The sequence below is a fragment of the Muriicola jejuensis genome, from assembly GCF_010671595.1.
Classification (GTDB): domain Bacteria; phylum Bacteroidota; class Bacteroidia; order Flavobacteriales; family Flavobacteriaceae; genus Muriicola; species Muriicola jejuensis.
This window is the reverse complement of record NZ_JAABOP010000004.1, coordinates 260,263-280,239: the sequence shown is the minus strand read 5'-3', so window position 1 is coordinate 280,239 and position 19,977 is coordinate 260,263. Positions and strand designations below refer to the sequence as shown.

Below are 19,977 nucleotides of genomic sequence, written 5' to 3'. Positions count from 1 at the left end.
AGGATTGAAATTCTATTAGAAATAAGAAACATAAACGCTTTTTTGCGAAAGTACCCAACACAGTTCACCTCGCCATGGCCATTAACGTTTTGTAAACTAAATGCGTGGGCAATCCAACCACATTGGAATAGGATCCCCTGATTTCCTCAATCGCCACCATCCCCAGCCACTCCTGGATCCCATAGGCCCCGGCCTTATCCATGGGTCGGAATCGCTCTGCGTAAAAACGGATCTCATGCTGCGTCAACTCTCGGAACCTGACCTCGGTGGTGCTGTTCACCACTCGCTGGTCCTCCTTAGTCGTAAAGCACACCGAGGTGATCACCTCATGCCAGTCGCCTGAGAGTCTTTCCAACATCTCAATCGTCTCCTTCAGGTCCGATGGTTTTGCCAGGGAGGTATTATTATGCCAGACCACGGTGTCTGCAGTGATAAGTATATCTTTCTCCCTGAGATCTGCTTTTAAGGAATCTGCTTTTAGCACGGACAGATAGTCAGAGATCTCCGCACCCCAGAGATGGGAAGGATACTGTTCGTCTACGGGATTGCGAACCACTTCGAAGGAAATGCCCATTTCTTTGAGGTATTCCTGCCTTCTGGGGGAACCTGAGGCGAGCAGGATCCTGTAACTCCTTAGTCTTACGCTGAGTGGATCCTCAATCATTGGCAGCACTGAAATTTTGGAACCAATCTCCCCTCACTTTCAATACCTGTTCGATCACATCCCTCACACAACCCTCTCCGCCTTTTTTGTGGGAGATATATTTGCTGATGGCCTTGACCTCCGGGGTAGCGTTCTGAGGGGCACATGGCAACCCTGCCTTTTGCATGGCGGGGATATCCGGTATATCATCCCCCATGTAAAGGACCTCCTCCGGATCTATGGTATGCTGATCCATATACCTGGCCAGGATCTCTGCTTTGTTGTGTGTCCCAAGGTAAACGTCTTCCACTCCGAGCCCTTTCAACCTTTTGGTGACCCCCTCGTTGGTCCCTCCGGAAATAATACAGATCCGATACCCTTTTTGGATGGCGGTCTTAATGGAATAACCGTCCTGTACGTTCATTTTGCGAAGAAGTTCACCTTCGGAGGTTACCAGTACCAGGCCGTCCGTAAGAACACCGTCTACATCAAAGATAAAAGTGGTTATGTTTTTGAGTTGGGTCTTATAACTCTTTTCCATAGGTATTTTGGATTGATTTGCTGAGTAGTTCGTAGATCTCCTTCAGGCGGGGCGACCTGAGCATTTCGAGATGAGCATCCATGGTCTTGTTGTCCCCTCTGCGGGCTGGTCCGGTCTGAGCGTCATATGGCGACTGGGACAAGACCTTGGTATAGCTTTCGCGTATAAGCGGCCGGATCAGATCGAAATCCACCCCGTGATCCTCACAGATCTCCGAAGAGAGAAAGAACAAATGATTGCTGAAATTATTTGCGAATACCGCTGCGAGGTGGAGGTGTTTCCTTTGGTCCGAGTTGATGTGTTCTACACGTGGAGAAATGAAATGTGCCAGTTTTTCCAGAATGAGGTAGTCCTCTTCCTCTGAAGCTTCAATACAGATGGGGATATCCATCATTTTTTCGGGCAGGATCCCGCTCAGCGTCTGAAGAGGGTAGAGTACTCCACGCCTCACCCTGGCCGGGAGTACCTCCATGGGGATGCTTCCGGCTGTATGTACCAGCAGTCCACTTCCTATCTCCAGACTGTGGGCCACCTCCCCAATGGCCTCATCACTGATGGCGAGGATGTACACATCTGCCTTTTTGATCTCCCGGAGATCAATGCTTACGGCTGTACGATCCCTGAAGTGTTCCAGAGCCTTATCACTTCTTCCCAGAACCTGCACTATGGCCACTTCGGGATGATCGGACAGGACTTTGAATAGGAACTTAGATATGTTCCCGGTTCCGATAAGGGTTACCTTGAGCATGCCCAAAAGTACAATTTTTGGGAGGGAGTTGCTTTGAAAAGAATTAACAAAAATGTTTAACTTTTTATACTGCCAACCGGCAGGCTAAAAGGTAAAAAGGCTGTATTTTTGCGCCTGAATATCACTAAAGTGAATTGGTTTTATGATTAAGACCCTGAAGAAGATCCTTTTTTCCACTCGTCTGATGGCGGTTCTTTTCCTGTTGTTCGCTGCAGCTATGGCCATAGGCACCTTTATGGAGAGCATGTACAGCACTGAAACTGCAAAGATCTACATCTACAACGCAAAGTGGTTCGAGATCATCATGATCTTTTTCGTGATCAACTTCATCGGCAATATGTTCAGGTACCGCCTCCTGCAGTGGAATAAATGGCCAGTTCTCCTATTACATATTTCCTGGATCCTGATCATCGTGGGAGCGGGGGTTACGCGCTACATCGGCTATGAGGGGATGATGCCCATACGTGAAGGGAATACCGAAAACATTTTCTATTCGGACAAGACCTATCTGACCGTCCTCGTGGACGGGGAAATGGAGGGGGAACTCAAGCGAAAACCTTTGCAGGACGATCTTATAGTCACCCCGGAAGGAATTCAATCATCCCTTCCCTGGAGAGATGATTTCAACGGTCAGGATTTCGAGATCTCCTTTGCCGGTTTTATCAAAGGGGCTAAAAGAAGTCTGGTCCCTGACGAGAACGGAACCAACTTTCTGAAGATCGTTGAGTCGGGAGACGGAAACCGACATGAACACTTCCTTTCGGAAGGGGAAGTGGCCAATGTTCACAACGTGCTTTTCGCCTTGAACAAGGAAACCGAAGGAGCCATCAATATTTACTGGGACGGTACTTCTTATCAGATCAAATCCCCATTTGAAGGCAGTTTTATGCGGATGGCAGACCAGTTTCAGGGAGACCTCCTGAAAGACAGTCTGCAAACCCTGCAACTGCGTTCCCTGTATTCGCTCGGGAACATGCAGTTCGTCTTTCCGGAACCCGTGATCAAAGGATCATACGGCGTAGTGCAGGTACCTGAAGAAGAACAGACCCCGAACACTCAGGACGCATTGATCCTGGATATCACCACCGGGGGAGAGACCGTGAGAAAAGAGGTGTTGGGGGGTAAGGGCAGTAGCAGCTACATGGACAAATTTACCTTAGGCGGACTGGATTTTACCCTGGGATATGGTTCCAAGATATACGAATTGCCTTTTAGCATCAAACTCAACGATTTTATCGCTGAGAAATATCCGGGTACCGAAAAAGCCTATGCCTCCTTTATGAGTAAGATCACTGTGGAGGATGAGCGCCCTTTCGACTATGACATCTACATGAACCATGTCCTGGACCACAAAGGGTATCGATTCTTCCAGGCGAGCTTCGATCCCGATGAAAAAGGGACCGTCCTTTCGGTAAACCACGACCGACCCGGAACATGGATCACCTATACGGGATATTTCATGCTCTATCTCGGTTTATTGGGGATCATGTTCTTCGGAAAAACGCGGTTTAAGGACCTCGCAAACTCCCTGGAAAAACTGAAAAAGAAAAAAGCGACCCTCACGGCCGTTTTGTTGATAGGGATGCTACTGCCAATGAATGCACAGGTAGCGCCACAAACTGCGGATCACGTCCATACTTCCGGCCCTAGCGAGACCGATCTCGATTCTATGTTACGGGCATCCACCATCCCGGACGAACACGCAGCCAGGTTCGGTAAGCTCATTGTGCAGGATGAAGGAGGCCGAATGAAGCCTATCAATACCTTTGCATCGGAACTACTCAGGAAATTGAGCCTCAAGGATGCCTATAAGGACCTCAACGCAGATCAGGTTTTCCTCTCCATGATGCTCAATCCGGCCCTGTGGTACAATACGGATTTTATCGCGCTCGACAAGAAAGCGCAGAATGACAGTATCCGCAAGATCATCGGGGTTCCGCAAGGGCAGAGGTACATTAAGGCAACGGATTTTTTCGATGCCCAGGGCAGGAACAAATTGGGACCTTATCTACAGGAGGCTTTTGCCACAAACACACCCAATAAGTTTCAACAGGATTTCAAGGATGCTTATTTCAGGCTGAGTTTGCTAGACAGAACTCTTAGCGGGGAGATCCTGAAAATCTTTCCCCTTCTGGACGATGAGAACAACAAATGGATCTCCGCCACGGAATTCCGCAGCGGCAGATTCCAGGTTAGCGATTCCCTCTATGCCAATTTCATTCGCAATGTAGTACCCTATTATCTGATGTCTCTCAGGGAGGCAAAGGTTACCGGGGATTACACCGAAGCAGATAAGATACTCAAGGCTTTCTCACAAAATCAGAAGAATCACGGCTCAGAAGTACTGCCGTCAGAAAACAGAATTGAGGCGGAGACCATCTACAACAAGCTCGACATCTTCAACAGGCTTTACAAATACTACGCCCTGGTCGGGATCCTCATGTTCCTGGTACTCGTCTTAAGGATCTTTAAGGAGAGGGAGATCTGGAAGATCGCCACGTATTTCTTCAAAGGGGTGATCTACCTGTTCTTTATTTGGCATACAGCCGGACTCATAATGAGGTGGTATATTTCTGGCCATGCTCCCTGGAGCGATGCCTACGAGAGTATACTGTACGTTTCCTGGGCTACCCTGGCCATGGGTATCTCCCTGGGCAGGAAGAGCGATATGACCATAGCGGCCTCCACCTTTGTAACCTCCATGCTGCTCTGGATCGCACACCAGAGCTGGGTGGATCCGTCCATCGCCAACCTCGTCCCGGTGCTCGACAGTTACTGGCTGATGATCCATGTGGCGGTGATCGTCGGGAGCTACGGACCCCTTACCGTAGGAATGATCCTCGGAGTGGTCTCCCTCCTGCTTATCATCCTTACCAACAAGAGTAATAAGGCTAAGATGGATCTCAACCTCAAGGAACTGACGATCATCAATGAACTGGCCCTTACGGTTGGGGTGATCATGCTGACCATAGGAAATTTCCTCGGTGGGCAATGGGCTAACGAAAGCTGGGGTCGATACTGGGGCTGGGATCCCAAAGAAACGTGGGCCCTGATCTCCATATTCATTTATGCGTTTGTAATCCATACCAGGCTTGTTCCCGGACTCAGAGGCAGGTGGACGTTCAATTTTCTCAGTATCATCGCTTTTTCCTCAATTATGATGACCTATTTTGGGGTCAATTTTTACCTGGTCGGCCTGCATAGTTATGCGAGTGGGGCACAGGTCATTACCCCTTCATTTATATGGTACACGGTAATTGGGGTTATGCTGCTCGGGGCCGTTAGCTACTGGAGGTACCGCGTGAATTACACAGATTAACGGCTGTTCTCTCATCGTAACGCGATTTTTTGCAACTTTACGGCTTCAATACCCACCTTAATAATGGCTACCATGCCCATGGGTATGGCGGCTATGCTGTCCTATTTGGTTTAGATACTATGTGCGATGGAACAGAAAGCATCCGTTAATCCCATGTCGAAATTGTTTTCGAGCTTCATGGATGCGGTAAAAGGCAAACAGACCGATTTTACCAGCGGGAGCATCCGCAAGGCTATCTTTATGCTTTCGGTGCCCATGATCCTCGAGATGATGATGGAGTCCATATTCGCTATTGTCGATATAGCCTATGTTTCCAGAGTAAGTGTGAATGCCGTGGCAACCATAGGGCTTACGGAGTCGGTGATCACTCTGGTATATGCCCTGGCTATCGGATTGAGCATGGCTGCTACGGCCGTGGTAGCCCGCAGGATAGGGGAGAAGGATGAGAAAGGCGCGGCAAGGGCGGCTGTTCAGGCGATTTTCCTGGGAATCTTTATCTCTGTGGTCATTGGATTGGTAGGGTTGCGGTTTTCAAAAGAAATTCTCTCCCTTATGGGTGGTTCTTCCGATCTTATTTCCGAGGGTCACGGATATACTAAATTTCTGGTGGGAGGAAATATCACTATTGTTCTCCTGTTCCTCATCAACGCGATCTTCAGGGGTGCAGGGGATGCCTCCGTAGCAATGTGGACCCTCATTGTATCCAATGGGTTGAATATCATCCTCGACCCCATCTTTATTTTTGGCCTGGGGCCTGTTCCGGCTTATGGGGTCACCGGTGCTGCCATCGCGACGAATATCGGGAGGGGTAGTGCGGTCCTTTTCCAGCTTTACATCCTCTTTAAAGGGGGCAGCAGGATCCGGCTTGCGTTTTCCGATTTAGTATTAAATCTCAAGGTGATGTTCAACCTGGTGAAAGTTTCCCTTGGTGGGATCGCTCAATTCCTGATCGGCACCTCCAGTTGGGTCTTTCTGATGCGACTCATGTCCGAATTCGGGAGTGAGGCTCTGGCGGGGTATACAATTGCCATCCGGGTGATGATGTTCACCTTTATGCCAGCATGGGGCATGAGTAATGCAGCCGCGACCCTGGTAGGTCAGAACCTCGGGGCTAAAAAACCCGACCGGGCGGAGAAGTCGGTTTGGATCACAGGCAAATACAACGCCATCTTTATGTTTCTTATCTCCCTGGTATACCTTGTTCTGGCAAGACCTATCATTGCTGTTTTTTCGGATGTGACCCCCGTAGTGGAAAATGGCGCTCTCTGCCTTCAGGTCGTGGCCGCAGGTTACATTTTTTATGCATATGGTATGGTGGTCACCCAGGCATTTAACGGTGCCGGCGATACCCGAACCCCAACTAAGATCAACTTTATCGCGTTCTGGCTGGTGCAATTGCCGTTCGCGTATCTGGTATCTCTCTATCTCGACTGGGGGGTTCTCGGGGTGTATCTGGCCATCCTCCTGGCCGAGGTACTGCTTTCGGTCATGGCTGTGGTATGGTTTAGAAAAGGATCCTGGAAGCAAACCGTGGTTTGAGCTAAATTTGTACCTTTAACACCACCAAAAAAGGCCTTATGAAGACACAGAAAAAGGGTCTCAACACCATATGCACCCATGTGGGAGAGATCGAAGATACGTTGTTCAAAGGAGCGGTCTCTCCCTTGTTTATGAGCACTTCGTATGCGTTTGAGGATGTCGAAATCAAAAGATACCCCCGGTATTTCAATACCCCCAACCAGGTGGCATTATCCCAAAAGATAGCTGCCCTGGAACACGCAGAGGCGGCTATGATCTTCGGGAGTGGGATGGCAGCCATCAGTACAGCCCTCCTTTCCTTCCTACAGGCCGGAGATCACGTGGTCCTTCAGCAAATGCTCTACGGAGGTACCTACCACCTGATCACCGAACAGTTCGAAAAATTTGGAATCGAATACACCTTTATCGACGGGTCTGACCCTGCAGCCTTTGCGGATGCTATCAAGCCTACGACCCGTGTGGTCTATATTGAGACACCTTCCAACCCCCTTTTGACCATCACGGACATCAAGGCGTTTGCTGAAATCGCTAGGGAGCACGGTATCGTCTCAATGATTGACAATACCTTTGCGAGTCCGGTGAACCAGAATCCGATCGATTTTGGGATCGATGTGGTGATCCACAGTGCCACCAAGTATATGGGAGGCCATTCTGATATTCTAGCCGGCGCAGTGGCATGTTCAGCGGAGCATATGGAGCGTATTTTCAACCTGGCCAAGAACCTTGGGGGAAGTCTTAGTGACTACACGGTCTGGTTACTGGAGCGGAGCATTAAGACCATGGGGATCCGCGTCAGAGCTCAAAATGAAAATGCCGGAAAACTGGCAGAATGGCTTAGCCAGCACCCCGATATCAGCCATGTGTACTATCCGGGGCTTAAAGATCACCCGGACCACGAGATCGCAAAAAGGCAAATGCACGGCTTTGGGGGGATGATGTCATTTGAATTAAGAGAACAGATAGATGCCTCCCTTTTTCAGAAATCCCTGAAACTCATTAAATCTTCCATGAGCCTTGCTGGAGTGGAGAGTACCGTACTTTCTCCTACTCAGACCTCTCATGCTTTGCTCACTGCTGAAGAACGTGAAAAACAGGGTATCAGAGATGGCCTTATACGCTTCTCTGTGGGCATCGAAGAGGTTGAAGATCTTAAGGAAGATATAGAACAAGCCATTTTGGCGGTCAGGAAAAAGGGTGTAGCCGCACCTTCCCATTAATATCACGATTTTATGAAATTAGATATACTTGTATTTGGCGCCCACCCCGATGACGCGGAACTGGGCGCAGGAGGAACCATTGCCAAAGAGATATCCCTGGGGAAGAAGGTAGGGATCATCGACCTGACGAGGGGTGAGCTCGGAACCAGGGGAAGTGCGGAGATCAGGGACAGGGAGGCAGAGGCTTCTGCGAAGATCCTGGGGCTTAGTGTCAGGGAAAATATGGAATTCGCGGATGGTTTTTTTGTAAATGACCAAAAGCACCAACTCGCCCTTATAAAAAAAATAAGGACCTATAGACCGGACATTGTCCTTTGCAATGCAGTACACGACAGACATATAGACCACGCCAGGGGAAGTGAACTGGTAAGTCATGCCTGCTTTCTAAGTGGCCTGATCAAGATCGATACCATGGCAGAAGGGGATGATGAGTGGCAGGAGGCCTGGCGTCCGAAACAGGTCTACCATTACATACAATGGAAAAACCTGAAGCCTGACTTTGTAGTGGATATTACGGGATTTATGGAAAAGAAGATGGAAGCGATCGGCGCTTACTCCTCACAGTTCTACGATCCCAAAAGTAAGGAGCCCAATACGCCTATCAGCAGCAAAAACTTTACCGATAGCGTTACCTACAGGGCCCGTGACCTGGGCAGGATGGTGGGTGTGGAATACGCCGAAGGTTTTACCGTGGAGCGGTTTATCGGGGTGAAAAGTCTCAGTGATATCTTTTAACTGGCCTGGCTGTATTTGTCTTCGGCCTTGGGCAGGGTGAAAAAGAAGGTACTTCCTTTTCTCAATACGCTCTCTACCCAGATGGTGCCCCCATTCTTTTCCACCATCTCCTTGCAAAGGGATAATCCCAGTCCGGTACCTTTTTCATTGTTGGTTCCGTAGGTGGTAATATTGGAGTTCTTTTTAAAGAGTTTTTCGATGGTTACCTTATCCATCCCAACGCCCGTATCCCTTACGGATACTTCCCACAGATCGTTCTTTTCCTTTGCCGTGATCGTGATCATTCCGTTGTCTGGTGTGAATTTAAGGGCATTGCTGATCAGGTTCCTGATCACGATGTCTATCTGGTTACTGTCGGACCAGATCAGGGTATTACCTGAAAGCTCGCTGACGATCTTTATGGATTTGGATTTCGCCAGTTCCGAAAGCAAATTGATATTGTCGTCTACCAGGGATTCAAGCGCAAAAACACTGGGTTTGATCGTTGCTCCGTTCATCTGGGAGTTACCCCAGGAAAGCAGGTTGTTGAGGGTAAAATAGATATGGTCCACATCGCTTTTTAGCTTGGGGATGAACTGAAAAAATTCATCCTTGGTCATTTCCCCGTCACTAAACATCTGCAGTAATCCCTGCAGAGAGCCGATAGGCCCTCTGAGATCGTGACCGATGATGGAGAAAAGCTTGGTCTTTGTATCGTTGCTGTCTACCAGGGCCGCTTCGTGTTCTTCCAGGATCTCTTTCTTTGCCTGCAATTCGGCGTTGAGCCTCTTTTGGATCTTTTCCGCCCTCTTTATAAAAAAGGTAATGATGGCAAAGATGATCAGGACAATGATGGCCGCATAGATGAGGCCGCGTTGCTTGGCCAGGGCTTTTTGGTTAGCTTCGATAAGCTCTTGTTTTTGCTGATCGTATTCGGCCCGGGTCTTGAGCAGGGTAAGGCTCTTTTTGTTTTCCGTTCGGTGGAGGGTCTCGGTAATGTCCTGGAAGATCTCGTGAAAGGCCAGAGATTTTTCAAAATCCCCGTTTTTCTTGTTGATCTTGTATAACGTATAGGCGCAGTCCCTAATTCCTTCCGGAAATTTGATCTGATTGGAAATATCATAGGCCTCCATGGCGTATTTCTGAGACAGGCTGTCAATTCCTTGTCCAAGATAAGCTTCCGCTATACCATTGTACAGGTGGATCTTTCCCCTGTCGTCATCCAGTTCCTGGTGAATCAATTCGCCTTGTTTGTACCAGTAAAGAGCCCACTGATACTTATTTTGCTTGAGATAGACCTTGCCCTTGGTTTCGTACGCATAGGCCAGCCAGTCCATTACGCGGTGTTTTTCAAAAATGGAAATACTTCTGTTCACATTGAACATTGCATAATCGAGTTTCCCCATTTCGGCATAGAGGGAGGCCAGGTTACTCATGGTCTCTGCTGAACTGATATCATTGCCTATCTCATCGTTCAGTTTTTTTGCTTTCTGGTAGAAAATCAGGGCTTGTTCGTGATCTTCCTGGGACTCGTACAAGGCTGCGATATTTTCATTCAGGATGGACAACATTTCCTTTTCTCCTTTTAGTTCAGCCATCTCAACCCCTTCCAGGTAGTTGTTCAGGGACTTGGCATAATCGCCGTTATAGGAATATTCTGTTGCCAGGTTGTTGATGATCCTCAGGGTCAGGGCATTGTCCTCCATATTCCTCGACAGGATCAGGGCCTTGGTGAAATTGTTGATGGCCGCATCCCGTTCTCCTTTGTCAGAGTAATAATCGCCCTGACGCAGGTAAGCCATACTTTGCCCTCTTGTGTAATCGGCTTTCTTGCTGTATTCAAGGGCTTTCTCAGACAGGCTGAGCAGGCTGTCCGCATTGTAGAAACGAATTTCTTTTGCCAGGTCATTCAGGAGGTCGATATAGAGTGTATCGGTGACCTTGAAATCGATTTTGTCTTGCTGTTTTTTGATCTCGGCACGCAATTCTTCAACCTTCGACGCCTGAGCATTGCCTGGCGATGCAGCAAGCAAAAACGCGAGGCAGTACAAAGCTTTACAAAAGCTTTTGGATCGGCCGGAAAGAGAAATTGCCAGAAGGCGCATACCTTATAATATCAAACAGTCATAAAAATAGTTCTGGAGGGAGGCCTGTTCTAATAATTGTTGTGAAATGCCATTTTTTGTGTGTTATATCGATATTTGTGATCTTTTGGCCGAAATAAACACCTATTTATTCATAGACGAAAAGCGGAGTGGTTCCCTTCGTTTTGCATGCTCCCTTTGAAAATATCGATGGTTTTATGTTGACGTATTGCGTAAAAAAAATTACCTTTGCCACCGCTTATTGATGGTGGTTGTAGCTCAGTTGGTTAGAGCGCTGGATTGTGGTTCCAGAGGTCGCCGGTTCGAGCCCGGTCTTCCACCCAAAAGCTCGAAGTCCCGCTCATCAAAAGCGGGACTTTTCATTGTATCCCACGCACCTGCCGGATTACACGTAAAAAAAAACCCGCATTTTTGCGGGGTTTTTTGTTATACGATCTGTGATTTATTTGGGACCTTCTATTTCGAAAGCTTATCGACTTTCACTCTTTGATCCCGGTTTGCCACTGCCCAGGCCGTATGGAAGATCAGTCGGGCACGATTGGTGAGCAGGTCGTAATTGATTTTGTCCGGAGTATCCCCGGGACGGTGGTAGTCATCGTGTGTGCCGTTGAAGTAGAAAATGATAGGCACATTGTTCTTCGCAAAGTTGTAATGATCACTTCTGTAGTAGAACCTGTTGGGGTCATTCTCATTATTGTAGGTATAATCCAGGCTGATCTGGGCATACTCTTCATTGATCCTCTCGGAAAGGCTGTGTAGTTCTGAACTGAGCTTGTCAGAACCGATCAGATAAATATAGTTGCGATCGCCTTTCCTGTTGGGGTCTATTCGGCCGATCATGTCGATATTCAGGTTAGCGACCGTTTTTTCCAGGGGAAAGATAGGATCGTAATCCGTGTAGTACCTGGATCCAAGCAGGCCTTTCTCTTCTCCGGTAACATGAAGGAATACTATGGAGCGTTTGGGTCTGTTCCCCGCCTCAACTGCTTTCTGGAAGGCCTCTGCGATCTCCAGAAGGGCGACCGAACCTGAGCCGTCGTCATCAGCCCCGTTATTGATACTTCCATCTCTGGAGATTCCTATATGGTCCAGATGGGAGGAGATGACCACGTATTCATCGGGTTTTTCAGAACCTTTGATATAGGCCACTACATTCTCCGTATCGATCTGCTCATTGTCTGATTTCAGGGAAAGCGCTATGTCCGCCTTGCGAATCACAGAGCTTTTCAGATCATCCAGATTGGGTATAATGGTTTTAGCCATGGCTTCGCTTATAAATACCGTGGCGGCCGACTCGTCCTGATCCTTGATGATCATCCTGCGACGGGTACTTTTCTTACTCTGTTTGTAATACGCCAGAATCTGATCAAAATAATCCAGATCCAGATATAAAACGGCCCTGGCCCCTTTGGCCCCGGCCACTTTAGCCTTTCTCCCGGGAGGATCTTCCGTGATCACACTCCATTCAGAGGGTTTATCGGATCCGGAAATCACATAGGTGCCGTCTGCATTTTTCGGTTCGCCAGATCTTATTAAAAGTATTTTCCCGCGCACGTCGAGATTTTGGTAGTCCGAATATTCAGGGGTGTCTATTCCGTAGCCTGCATAGACGATTTCATCGAAAGAACTTTCTATGGGATCAGACGGGGTAAAATCTTCTCCGGCCGTGAAATTCTTCCCGTTTATAACCATGTAACCTTCGGGAAGCACCGGAATCTCCAGAGGTACCTTCTGGAAATAGTCCCCGTTTTCCTGTGCGGCGGGAATACCGAGGTCCACATAATGCTGACGCAGATAGTTGACCGCTTTTTTCTGGCCTTCCTTGCCGGTTTCCCTGCCTTCAAATTCATCCGAAGCATAGGTATACAAGTGATCTTTGAGTTCTCCCTCTGTAATGGTGCCCGCGTAGAGAACCGGGTCAGCAGGAGAAATGGAAACAGCAGGTGCGCTCGATGTCTTGCTGGTAGAATTACATGCGGCCACACAGATCAGGCCCATTAGGTACAAATACTTTGTCATCACGGATTTTTAAGTGGCCCAAAAATAGGTAAAACTCTCAGAATATGTACCAAAAGTGTCTTAAAATTCCCGGGCGTTACTCTTGTGAATCGCTGAAAATCAAGTGCTTCAGGCATGAAATCAAAAGTTGAATTCGGAGGGTGGAACACTTGTGTTTGCAGAGAAAGTAATGTACTTTGCATCTCTAAGTCCAAGCAATATGAGAGTAGTATGGGAAGGGGTCATGCCGGCTGTGACCACGAAATTCACGAAAGAGGATACCCTGGACCTCGACCTATTCCTGAAGAATATAAAAGTACAGGTGAACGCAGGGGTCAGCGGGATCATCCTAGGTGGCACCCTCGGGGAGGCGAGTACCCTGGAAGAGGGTGAAAAGGAAATCCTGGTCAGGACAACGGTAGAGAGCGTGGGAGAGGATGTACCTGTGATCATCAACATAGCGGAGCAATCCACGAAAGGGGCTATCCGGGCTGCGGAAAATGCGGCCAGGTTCGGGGCTGACGGCTTGATGATGCTGCCTCCCATGCGCTACAAAGCCAATGAAAAGGAGACCGTCACCTACTTTTCAGTGGTGGCTGATAGCACGGATCTTCCCATCATGATCTACAACAACCCTGTGGACTATGGGATAGAAGTGACCCTCCCCATGTTCGAGAAGTTGTTGCGCTTTCCGAACATACAGGCCGTCAAGGAGTCTACGCGCGATATCACGAATATCACCCGCCTGCGAAACCAATTCGGGGACCGCCTGAAAATTCTCTGCGGGGTGGATACACTGGCGTATGAAAGCCTGGTGGCCGGGGCAGACGGTTGGGTAGCCGGCCTGGTATGTGCTTTTCCCGAGGAGACCGTTGCCATCTACCATCTGGCTAAAACGGGACACTACAAGGAAGCACTCGCCCTTTACAGGTGGTTTATGCCTCTGCTCGAACTCGACATCAGTCCGCAATTGGTGCAAAACATCAAGCTGGCTGAAGTAGCTACCGGCCTGGGCAGTGAGTACGTGAGGGCACCAAGGCTTCCTCTCCAAGGGGCGGAAAGAGAAAGGGTTCAACGGATCATCGATACGGCTCTGACTAACAGGCCGGCCTTATCTGGTCTGAACCTGACGAATTAGAAGAAAAGAAAATGCTCGACGGAAAAAATATCATTGGATACAACAGGACCCAGAGGGGAAAGGTCACCTTCAAAACCATCAATCCCATTTTGAATCGGGAAAACGAGACGGTATTTTATGAGGCTTCCAAAGAGGAGGTCGAAGAAGCCGTAAAACTCGCACACCATGCGGCCCCTTTTTATGCGGAGTCTGGAAGAGAGGTAAGGGCCGCTTTCCTTCGGGGGATCGCTTCGGAGATCTCCGCCCTGGGGGATGACCTGATCGGTCTGTATTGTTCAGAATCAGGATTGCCGGAGGGCAGGGCAAAGGGGGAACGCGCCAGGACCATTGGCCAGCTGGAATTGTACGCCGGCCTGGTGGAGGATGGATCCTATGTTCAGCCCAGTATTGATACAGCCAAACCCGATCGGAAACCCAACCCCAAAGTAGACCTCCGGAAGATGATGGTTCCTATCGGTCCCGTAGTGGTCTTCGGGGCCAGTAATTTTCCATTGGCTTACTCTTCCGCCGGTGGGGATACGGCGAGTGCCCTGGCTGCAGGGTGCCCTGTGATCGTAAAAGGACACCCCATGCATGCAGGGACAGGGAATATGGTCTCCTCCGCCATCGCAAAAGCGGCTCGGAATCTCAATCTGCCCGAAGGTGTATTTTCTCACCTTAACAGCAAGGGCCACGAGGTAGGGGAGGCCCTGGTGAAACATCCGCAGGTCAAGGCTGTCGGCTTTACAGGAAGTCATGGAGGAGGGAGGGCCCTGTTCAATATTGCCGCATCCAGGAAGGAACCCATCCCTGTCTTTGCGGAAATGGGAAGCGTGAATCCCGTTATCCTGCTGCCTGAGATCCTTAAAAAAGAAAAAGAGAAATGGGCCGGAACCATTGCCGGATCGGTGACACTGGGTAGCGGACAATTCTGTACGAACCCGGGGATCCTGATGGGAATAAAAAATCAGAACCTGGATCTTTTTTCTGACCTCCTTTCCCAGGAGATCCTTAAGGTGGTCCCTTCGTCCATGTTGCATCCTGATATAGCGGATAAATTCAACAAAGGAAAAGAACAGGCCAGGCTTCAGAAAGGAACGGAAGTGATCGCAGAGCATACCCAACCCGTTGAGGCCAATGTGGGCAGGCCGACGATATTAAAAGTTAAGGCCTCCGAATTCAGGGAAAATTCCAAGCTGCATCAGGAAGTCTTTGGACCTTTTTCCCTCCTGGTAGAATGCCGGGACATAGAAGAACTGGAACGATCCGTTGCTTTGATTGAAGGACAACTCACGGCTTCTGTTATCGGTACTCCTGAAGAAATGGAGGGATACGATTTTCTGCTGAGACAGCTGAAAGACAGGGTAGGCCGACTCATCTTTAACGGGGTGCCCACCGGAGTGGAGGTTTGCGCCTCCATGCATCACGGCGGGCCGTATCCGGCCACTACAGATAGCAGATTCACCGCTGTAGGGGAGGACGCCATCAATCGCTGGCTCAGGCCGGTGTGTTTCCAGAATTGCCCGGACTCCCTTCTGCCGCCGGCCCTACAGAACGCCAATCCCCTGAACCTACTCAGGCGCTTAGACGGCAGGCTTTCACACGATAAAGTATAAGAATCCATGGCGCTTCAGACATTTTATTGCGTAGACGGACATACTTGTGGAAATCCGGTTAGGTTGGTGGTCAAAGGAGGTCCGGAGCTCAAGGGTAAAACCATGAGTGAGAAAAGACAACATTTTCTCAGGGAATACGACTGGATCCGCAAGGGCCTTATGTTCGAACCCCGGGGTCACGACATGATGAGCGGGAGTATCCTCTATCCTCCGGTCGATCCCGAAAACGACTTCGGAATCCTCTTTATCGAGACTAGTGGATGCCTGCCTATGTGCGGTCATGGCGCCATAGGCACTATCACTATGGCCATCGAGGAAAAGGTGATCCTTCCCAGGACTCATGGGGTGGTGCGAATGGAAGCCCCGGCCGGAACAATCGTGGCCACATACGGGATGGATAAAGGAAAGGTCTCCTGGGTAAAACTCGAAAATGTACCCTCTTATTTGGCAGCAGAGAAATTGGAAGTGAACTGTCCTGTATTAGGTCCTCTGACCTTTGATGTTGCCTACGGAGGGAATTATTACGCGATCATCGACCCACAAGAGAATTATCCCGGACTATCGCATTTTAGTGCGGGACAACTTGTCCAACTCAGTCCGGCCATACGCCAGCGAATCAATGAAAAGTATCCGGATCGATTCGTACATCCGGAGAACCACACGATCCGGGATGTGAGTCACCTCATGTGGACAGGAACGCCCATCTCCTCTACTTCAACTACCCGTAATGCGGTATTTTACGGAGACAAGGCTATCGACCGTTCCCCCTGTGGTACGGGTACATCGGCCAGGATGGCCCAATGGTACGCCCAGGGCAAATTAAAGGAGGGAGAACCCTTTGTACACGAAAGCATCATTGGTTCTACTTTTACAGGGACTGTAGAAAAGCAGGCCCGGGTAGGGGAGCACAAGGCAATCATCCCCGGTATTCAGGGGTGGGCCAGGACCACCGGGTATAATAGGATCACCATCGATGAGGCGGACCCTTTTGCCTGTGGTTTTCAGGTCATTTGACCCCTTGTAGTGCGCCGACCTATCAGCCCAGTACTTGTCTTTCCATACCCATAAAGGGCTGGTCGTAATACCGAACCCCGGTAGCTTTATACATGGCGTTGGCCAGAGCACCCATTGCCGGTGGAAGGCCAGGTTCACCCAGTCCCGTTGGGGCGATCTCGTTTTCTACAAAGAACACCTCTATCTCCCGGGGCGCCTGTGAGTGACGGATCAGCTTATAGGTATCGAAATTCATCTCCCTGGGCGATCCGTTCTCGAAGGTGAGCTGACTGTACATGGCGTGGCCAATTCCATCGACCACACCTCCCTGAATCATATTCACGGCACCATCAGGATTCACCACTATGCCGCAATCCACGGCACACCAGACTTTTTGTATGACCGGGTTTCCGTTCTCCATCACCATGTCGAATACTTCAGCTACATAGGTGGAATGACAGAAATAGGCGGCCACACCCCTGTGCACACCCGGCATGGGGGTTCCCCAGTTTGATTTTTCCTTGACCATCTTCAGGACGCCGGCATAACGCTCTGCATCGTAGTCATATTCACCTCCTACGGGATCCTTGATGGCGCGATCGAAAAGTTCAAGACGGAAGTCGATCGGATCTTTTCCAGCGAGTTCAGCGACTTCATCCAGGAAGGATTGTTCCGCTCCTGCCGTAAAATTGGACCGTGGGGCTCTCCAGGCTCCGGTAGTCACATTGGTAGGAGCCATGATTTTTTCGGCAGAATAATTCTCCACTGCTCCGGCCGGGAACCTGTTTGGGAATACTGGGCCTTCAGGCAATCCGGCTCCTCTAACTGAGAAGGCGATGAGGTTGTTATTCTCGTCCAGTCCCGCTTTGTACACGGAACTGTAGGTAGGCCTGTAGGTACCCTGGGACATATCGTCCTCACGGGTGTAAATCAATTTGACAGGCCCCCCTATTTTTTTAGATATGGCGGCCGCTTCCAGCCCGAAATGCACATAGAGACGGCGTCCGAAACCTCCTCCGATCCGGGTCATATTCACGGTAATGTTCTCAATGGGCATGTTCAGCATCTTTGCTACGGAGCCTTCGAGAGCTTCCGGGGTCTGGGTAGGCCCGATGAGTTCTGCTCCGTCAGCGGTGACATGGGCAAAGAAGTTCATGGGTTCCAGGGTATTGTGGGCGATGAAGGGACAGTTATAGGTGCGCTCGATGACCTTGGCCGCCTTCCTGAAGGCGGCATCCGGGTTTCCGTCCCGCCTGCTCTCCTGAACCTGTCCTTTTTCCAGGGCGTCGGCAAGGCGTTTTTTGTGCAAAGCGGTACTCTCCAGTTCCCCTGTGGTCTGCCATTTTACCCTCAGTGCTTTTTTGGCCTGCATCAGAGGCCAGGTAGAATCACCTACGATGGCTATGAGTTGGTGGAATCCTTTTTCGTCAAACATTCCGGGTTCGTTGATGGAAGTATCTATGACAAAGGCATCATCTACGCCGGGCATGGCTTTGATCTCGGCTTCATTGAAATCACCTACCGTCATCCCGAATGCCGGGGCGTGGGCGATCATAGCCAATTTCATCCCTTCTCTGTGGAAATCAAGGCCAAAGAGAGGTTCTCCTGTGACGATCTTTTTTCCGTCCACATTTTTCTGGCTGGTCCCAATAAGTTTGAAATCCTTGGGTTCCTTGAGTTCTACTTCCTTCGGAACTTCAATACCCACGGCTTTGGAAGCTATTTCACCGTATGTAACGGAACGATCCCCATTGATTTCCGTGATCACTCCCTCACTGGCGCTGAGATCAGCTACATTAACTCTCCACTCCTTGGCGGCCGCCTCGAGCAGCATTCTTCTTCCGGTAGCTCCGGCCATTCGCAAGGCATTCCAGCTCAATCGAATAGATAAACTTCCTCCGGCAAACTGATTCTGGTAGAATCCCGTATTGAGGGGTGCCTGTTCCACGACCACGTGGTCCCAGGGAACATCGAGTTCTTCGGCCACGATCATGGGCATGGAAGTCCGAACGTTCTGGCCGATCTCCGGGTTAGGAGAGTAGATGGTAACCAATCCGGTATCCCCGATCTTGATATAACCGTTGATCTCATACCATTCTTCGGGCAACGGGAGTCCCTCTGCCATTTCCGGAGCGTTGGGTTTACATCCATTCAGCCAGCTGAAACCGATGAGCATTCCTCCACCGGCTGCAGCCGATATCTTGATAAAGGAACGTCTGTTGTATTGTGTCTGTATCTTGGTCATGATCTATGAGTTTATTGGGCCTGTTTTGATCAGGCGGATTGGGTTTTGGCAGCAGTCTTGATCGCCTGTTTGATTCTCACGTAGGTACCACAGCGGCAGATATTGCCATCCATGACGGCATCAATGTCTGCATCAGAAGGGCTGGGATTGTTCTTTAGCAAAGCGGCTGCAGACATAATCTGTCCGGCCTGGCAGTAACCGCATTGGGGTACGTCGTGTTCCAGCCACGCTTGCTGTACCGGATGGTCCCCCTTTTCAGAAAGGCCCTCTATGGTGGTGATCTCCTGGCTGCCGACCACGGCGACAGGCAATTGACAGGAGCGTACTGCCGCATTGCCGAGGTGAATGGTGCAGGAACCGCATTGAGCGATACCGCATCCGTACTTCGTGCCTACTAATTGGAGGTGGTCCCTGAGTACCCACAGCATAGGGGTATTGGGATCCACGTCTACATCAACGCTTTTTCCGTTGACCTTCAGGGAATACTTTGCCATAATATTTTTGTAAGGAGTTGATTACGTTCAAGATAATAAATAATTCCTTTATCCGTGGTATTTTCAGGTTTTCACGGGAATAAAGTTATCAACATCTACGGAGGAGAAAACGTTTGTGAAATGCTTAAACCGGATGACTTGAATGGGATGCTCAGGCCGACTTCAAATCTCAAAAAAATCTTCTGAGAACAAAAAAAGCTTCCTATATTTGCACCCGCATCGGAGGAATGGCAGAGTGGTCGAATGCGGCAGTCTTGAAAACTGTTGAGGGTCACACCTCCGGGGGTTCGAATCCCTCTTCCTCCGCAAAAGAAAACCCGCAACGAAGGTTGCGGGTTTTTTATTTCCCTTCGCCTGTGAAGCTCGCTTCAAAAAGGCGAAGGGAAATAAAAATACCCACCAAGCGGAGCTTGGTAAGGGTTTTCATGCTTGCCTGGGATTCCCAATCTGGGATCAACGCAGTTAATCCCTACATAATCGAAACCCACCAAGCGGAGCTTGGTAAGGGTTTTCATGCTTGTTCAGGATTCCCTAAACGGGATCAGCGCAGCTAATCCCGATAAGATTTTGAGATTCTGATAAGGTGTAGCCGTGCCACCGCACCGGCTGGCCCCTCGCTAATAAAGGTCTGCAAGACCTTTTTTGGACGCTCGGTCCGGGTTTTTATGCTTGCCTGGGATTCCCAATC

General features: G+C 49.5%; 14 protein-coding genes and 2 tRNA genes. 9 read left to right on the top strand and 7 right to left on the bottom strand.

The genetic code is table 11. The annotated features are described in order from the left end of the window. Positions 1-64: 64 nt before the first annotated feature. From GWK09_RS13145 to GWK09_RS13135, 3 genes are read right to left on the bottom strand one after another with little or no spacing between them, the layout of a single operon-like run. Positions 65-664 (bottom strand): Maf family nucleotide pyrophosphatase, encoded by a 600-nt coding sequence (locus GWK09_RS13145; RefSeq protein WP_163693915.1) that lies wholly within the window; start codon positions 662-664, stop codon positions 65-67. Beyond that, positions 657-1,184, bottom strand: coding sequence for a KdsC family phosphatase (locus GWK09_RS13140; protein WP_163693914.1), 528 nt, complete (start codon positions 1,182-1,184; stop codon positions 657-659). The genes GWK09_RS13145 and GWK09_RS13140 overlap by 8 nt, the downstream gene beginning before the upstream one ends. Continuing rightward, positions 1,168-1,932: a Rossmann-like and DUF2520 domain-containing protein gene (locus tag GWK09_RS13135; protein WP_163693913.1), complete on the bottom strand. Its 765-nt coding sequence runs from the start codon at positions 1,930-1,932 to the stop codon at positions 1,168-1,170. The genes GWK09_RS13140 and GWK09_RS13135 overlap by 17 nt, the downstream gene beginning before the upstream one ends. A 142-nt stretch (positions 1,933-2,074) precedes the next feature. On the opposite strand from GWK09_RS13135, the gene ccsA reads away from it, so the two are divergent. The 4 genes from ccsA (at position 2,075) to bshB1 (ending at position 8,742) form a co-directional block, all read left to right on the top strand. Then, complete coding sequence (ccsA, locus tag GWK09_RS13130) at positions 2,075-5,251, top strand: cytochrome c biogenesis protein CcsA (protein ID WP_163693912.1); 3,177 nt, start codon at positions 2,075-2,077, stop codon at positions 5,249-5,251. A 126-nt stretch (positions 5,252-5,377) separates the two neighbouring features. Beyond that, positions 5,378-6,790: an MATE family efflux transporter gene (locus tag GWK09_RS13125; protein WP_239530936.1), complete on the top strand. Its 1,413-nt coding sequence runs from the start codon at positions 5,378-5,380 to the stop codon at positions 6,788-6,790. A gap of 38 nt (positions 6,791-6,828) precedes the next feature. Beyond that, complete coding sequence (locus GWK09_RS13120; RefSeq protein WP_163693911.1) at positions 6,829-8,007, top strand: trans-sulfuration enzyme family protein; 1,179 nt, start codon at positions 6,829-6,831, stop codon at positions 8,005-8,007. A 12-nt stretch (positions 8,008-8,019) separates the two neighbouring features. Then, a complete protein-coding gene (gene bshB1 / locus GWK09_RS13115; protein ID WP_163693910.1) occupies positions 8,020-8,742 on the top strand; it encodes a bacillithiol biosynthesis deacetylase BshB1 in 723 nt (240 codons plus the stop codon). Here the strand turns inward: bshB1 and GWK09_RS13110 are convergent. Next, positions 8,739-10,754, bottom strand: a complete 2,016-nt coding sequence (locus GWK09_RS13110) for a tetratricopeptide repeat-containing sensor histidine kinase (protein ID WP_239530935.1) — start codon at positions 10,752-10,754, stop codon at positions 8,739-8,741. The two genes, bshB1 and GWK09_RS13110, sit on opposite strands and share 4 nt — an antisense overlap. A 318-nt stretch (positions 10,755-11,072) precedes the next feature. On the opposite strand from GWK09_RS13110, the gene GWK09_RS13105 reads away from it, so the two are divergent. Further along, positions 11,073-11,148, top strand: a tRNA-His gene (locus tag GWK09_RS13105). A 134-nt stretch (positions 11,149-11,282) separates the two neighbouring features. Here GWK09_RS13105 and GWK09_RS13100 read toward each other — a convergent pair. Beyond that, positions 11,283-12,845 carry a M28 family peptidase gene (locus GWK09_RS13100; protein ID WP_163693908.1) on the bottom strand — a complete coding sequence of 521 codons (1,563 nt, stop codon included), beginning with the start codon at positions 12,843-12,845 and terminating at the stop codon, positions 11,283-11,285. 199 nt (positions 12,846-13,044) lie between these two features. Between GWK09_RS13100 and GWK09_RS13095 the strand changes: the two genes are divergently transcribed. From GWK09_RS13095 to GWK09_RS13085, 3 genes are read left to right on the top strand one after another with little or no spacing between them, the layout of a single operon-like run. Further along, entirely contained in the window at positions 13,045-13,962 is a 918-nt protein-coding gene (locus tag GWK09_RS13095; RefSeq protein ID WP_163693907.1) for a dihydrodipicolinate synthase family protein, read from the top strand. A gap of 11 nt (positions 13,963-13,973) precedes the next feature. Beyond that, positions 13,974-15,557 carry an aldehyde dehydrogenase (NADP(+)) gene (locus GWK09_RS13090; protein ID WP_163693906.1) on the top strand — a complete coding sequence of 528 codons (1,584 nt, stop codon included), beginning with the start codon at positions 13,974-13,976 and terminating at the stop codon, positions 15,555-15,557. 6 nt (positions 15,558-15,563) lie between these two features. Continuing rightward, the gene (locus tag GWK09_RS13085) at positions 15,564-16,571 is read left to right on the top strand and encodes a 4-hydroxyproline epimerase (protein ID WP_163693905.1); all 1,008 of its coding nucleotides are present in this window, start codon (positions 15,564-15,566) and stop codon (positions 16,569-16,571) included. A 22-nt stretch (positions 16,572-16,593) separates the two neighbouring features. Here GWK09_RS13085 and GWK09_RS13080 read toward each other — a convergent pair whose 3' ends face one another. Together GWK09_RS13080 and GWK09_RS13075 are read right to left on the bottom strand one after the other, a co-directional pair. Continuing rightward, complete coding sequence (locus tag GWK09_RS13080) at positions 16,594-18,795, bottom strand: xanthine dehydrogenase family protein molybdopterin-binding subunit (protein WP_163693904.1); 2,202 nt, start codon at positions 18,793-18,795, stop codon at positions 16,594-16,596. Positions 18,796-18,824: 29 nt separating this feature from the next. Next, a complete protein-coding gene (locus GWK09_RS13075) occupies positions 18,825-19,289 on the bottom strand; it encodes a (2Fe-2S)-binding protein (protein ID WP_163693903.1) in 465 nt (154 codons plus the stop codon). 221 nt (positions 19,290-19,510) lie between these two features. Here GWK09_RS13075 and GWK09_RS13070 point away from each other — a divergent pair. Beyond that, positions 19,511-19,595, top strand: a tRNA-Ser gene (locus tag GWK09_RS13070). Positions 19,596-19,977 lie beyond the last annotated feature (382 nt).

What these genes read in the sequence shown, in the direction of transcription:
- GWK09_RS13145 (WP_163693915.1), bottom strand. Translation starts at nt 664, where the DNA reads ATGATTGAGGATCCACTCAGCGTAAGACTAAGGAGTTACAGGATCCTG.
- GWK09_RS13140 (WP_163693914.1), bottom strand. Translation starts at nt 1,184, where the DNA reads ATGGAAAAGAGTTATAAGACCCAACTCAAAAACATAACCACTTTTATC.
- GWK09_RS13135 (WP_163693913.1), bottom strand. Translation starts at nt 1,932, where the DNA reads ATGCTCAAGGTAACCCTTATCGGAACCGGGAACATATCTAAGTTCCTA.
- ccsA (WP_163693912.1), top strand. Translation starts at nt 2,075, where the DNA reads ATGATTAAGACCCTGAAGAAGATCCTTTTTTCCACTCGTCTGATGGCG.
- GWK09_RS13125 (WP_239530936.1), top strand. Translation starts at nt 5,378, where the DNA reads ATGGAACAGAAAGCATCCGTTAATCCCATGTCGAAATTGTTTTCGAGC.
- GWK09_RS13120 (WP_163693911.1), top strand. Translation starts at nt 6,829, where the DNA reads ATGAAGACACAGAAAAAGGGTCTCAACACCATATGCACCCATGTGGGA.
- bshB1 (WP_163693910.1), top strand. Translation starts at nt 8,020, where the DNA reads ATGAAATTAGATATACTTGTATTTGGCGCCCACCCCGATGACGCGGAA.
- GWK09_RS13100 (WP_163693908.1), bottom strand. Translation starts at nt 12,845, where the DNA reads ATGACAAAGTATTTGTACCTAATGGGCCTGATCTGTGTGGCCGCATGT.
- GWK09_RS13095 (WP_163693907.1), top strand. Translation starts at nt 13,045, where the DNA reads ATGAGAGTAGTATGGGAAGGGGTCATGCCGGCTGTGACCACGAAATTC.
- GWK09_RS13090 (WP_163693906.1), top strand. Translation starts at nt 13,974, where the DNA reads ATGCTCGACGGAAAAAATATCATTGGATACAACAGGACCCAGAGGGGA.
- GWK09_RS13085 (WP_163693905.1), top strand. Translation starts at nt 15,564, where the DNA reads ATGGCGCTTCAGACATTTTATTGCGTAGACGGACATACTTGTGGAAAT.
- GWK09_RS13080 (WP_163693904.1), bottom strand. Translation starts at nt 18,795, where the DNA reads ATGACCAAGATACAGACACAATACAACAGACGTTCCTTTATCAAGATA.
- GWK09_RS13075 (WP_163693903.1), bottom strand. Translation starts at nt 19,289, where the DNA reads ATGGCAAAGTATTCCCTGAAGGTCAACGGAAAAAGCGTTGATGTAGAC.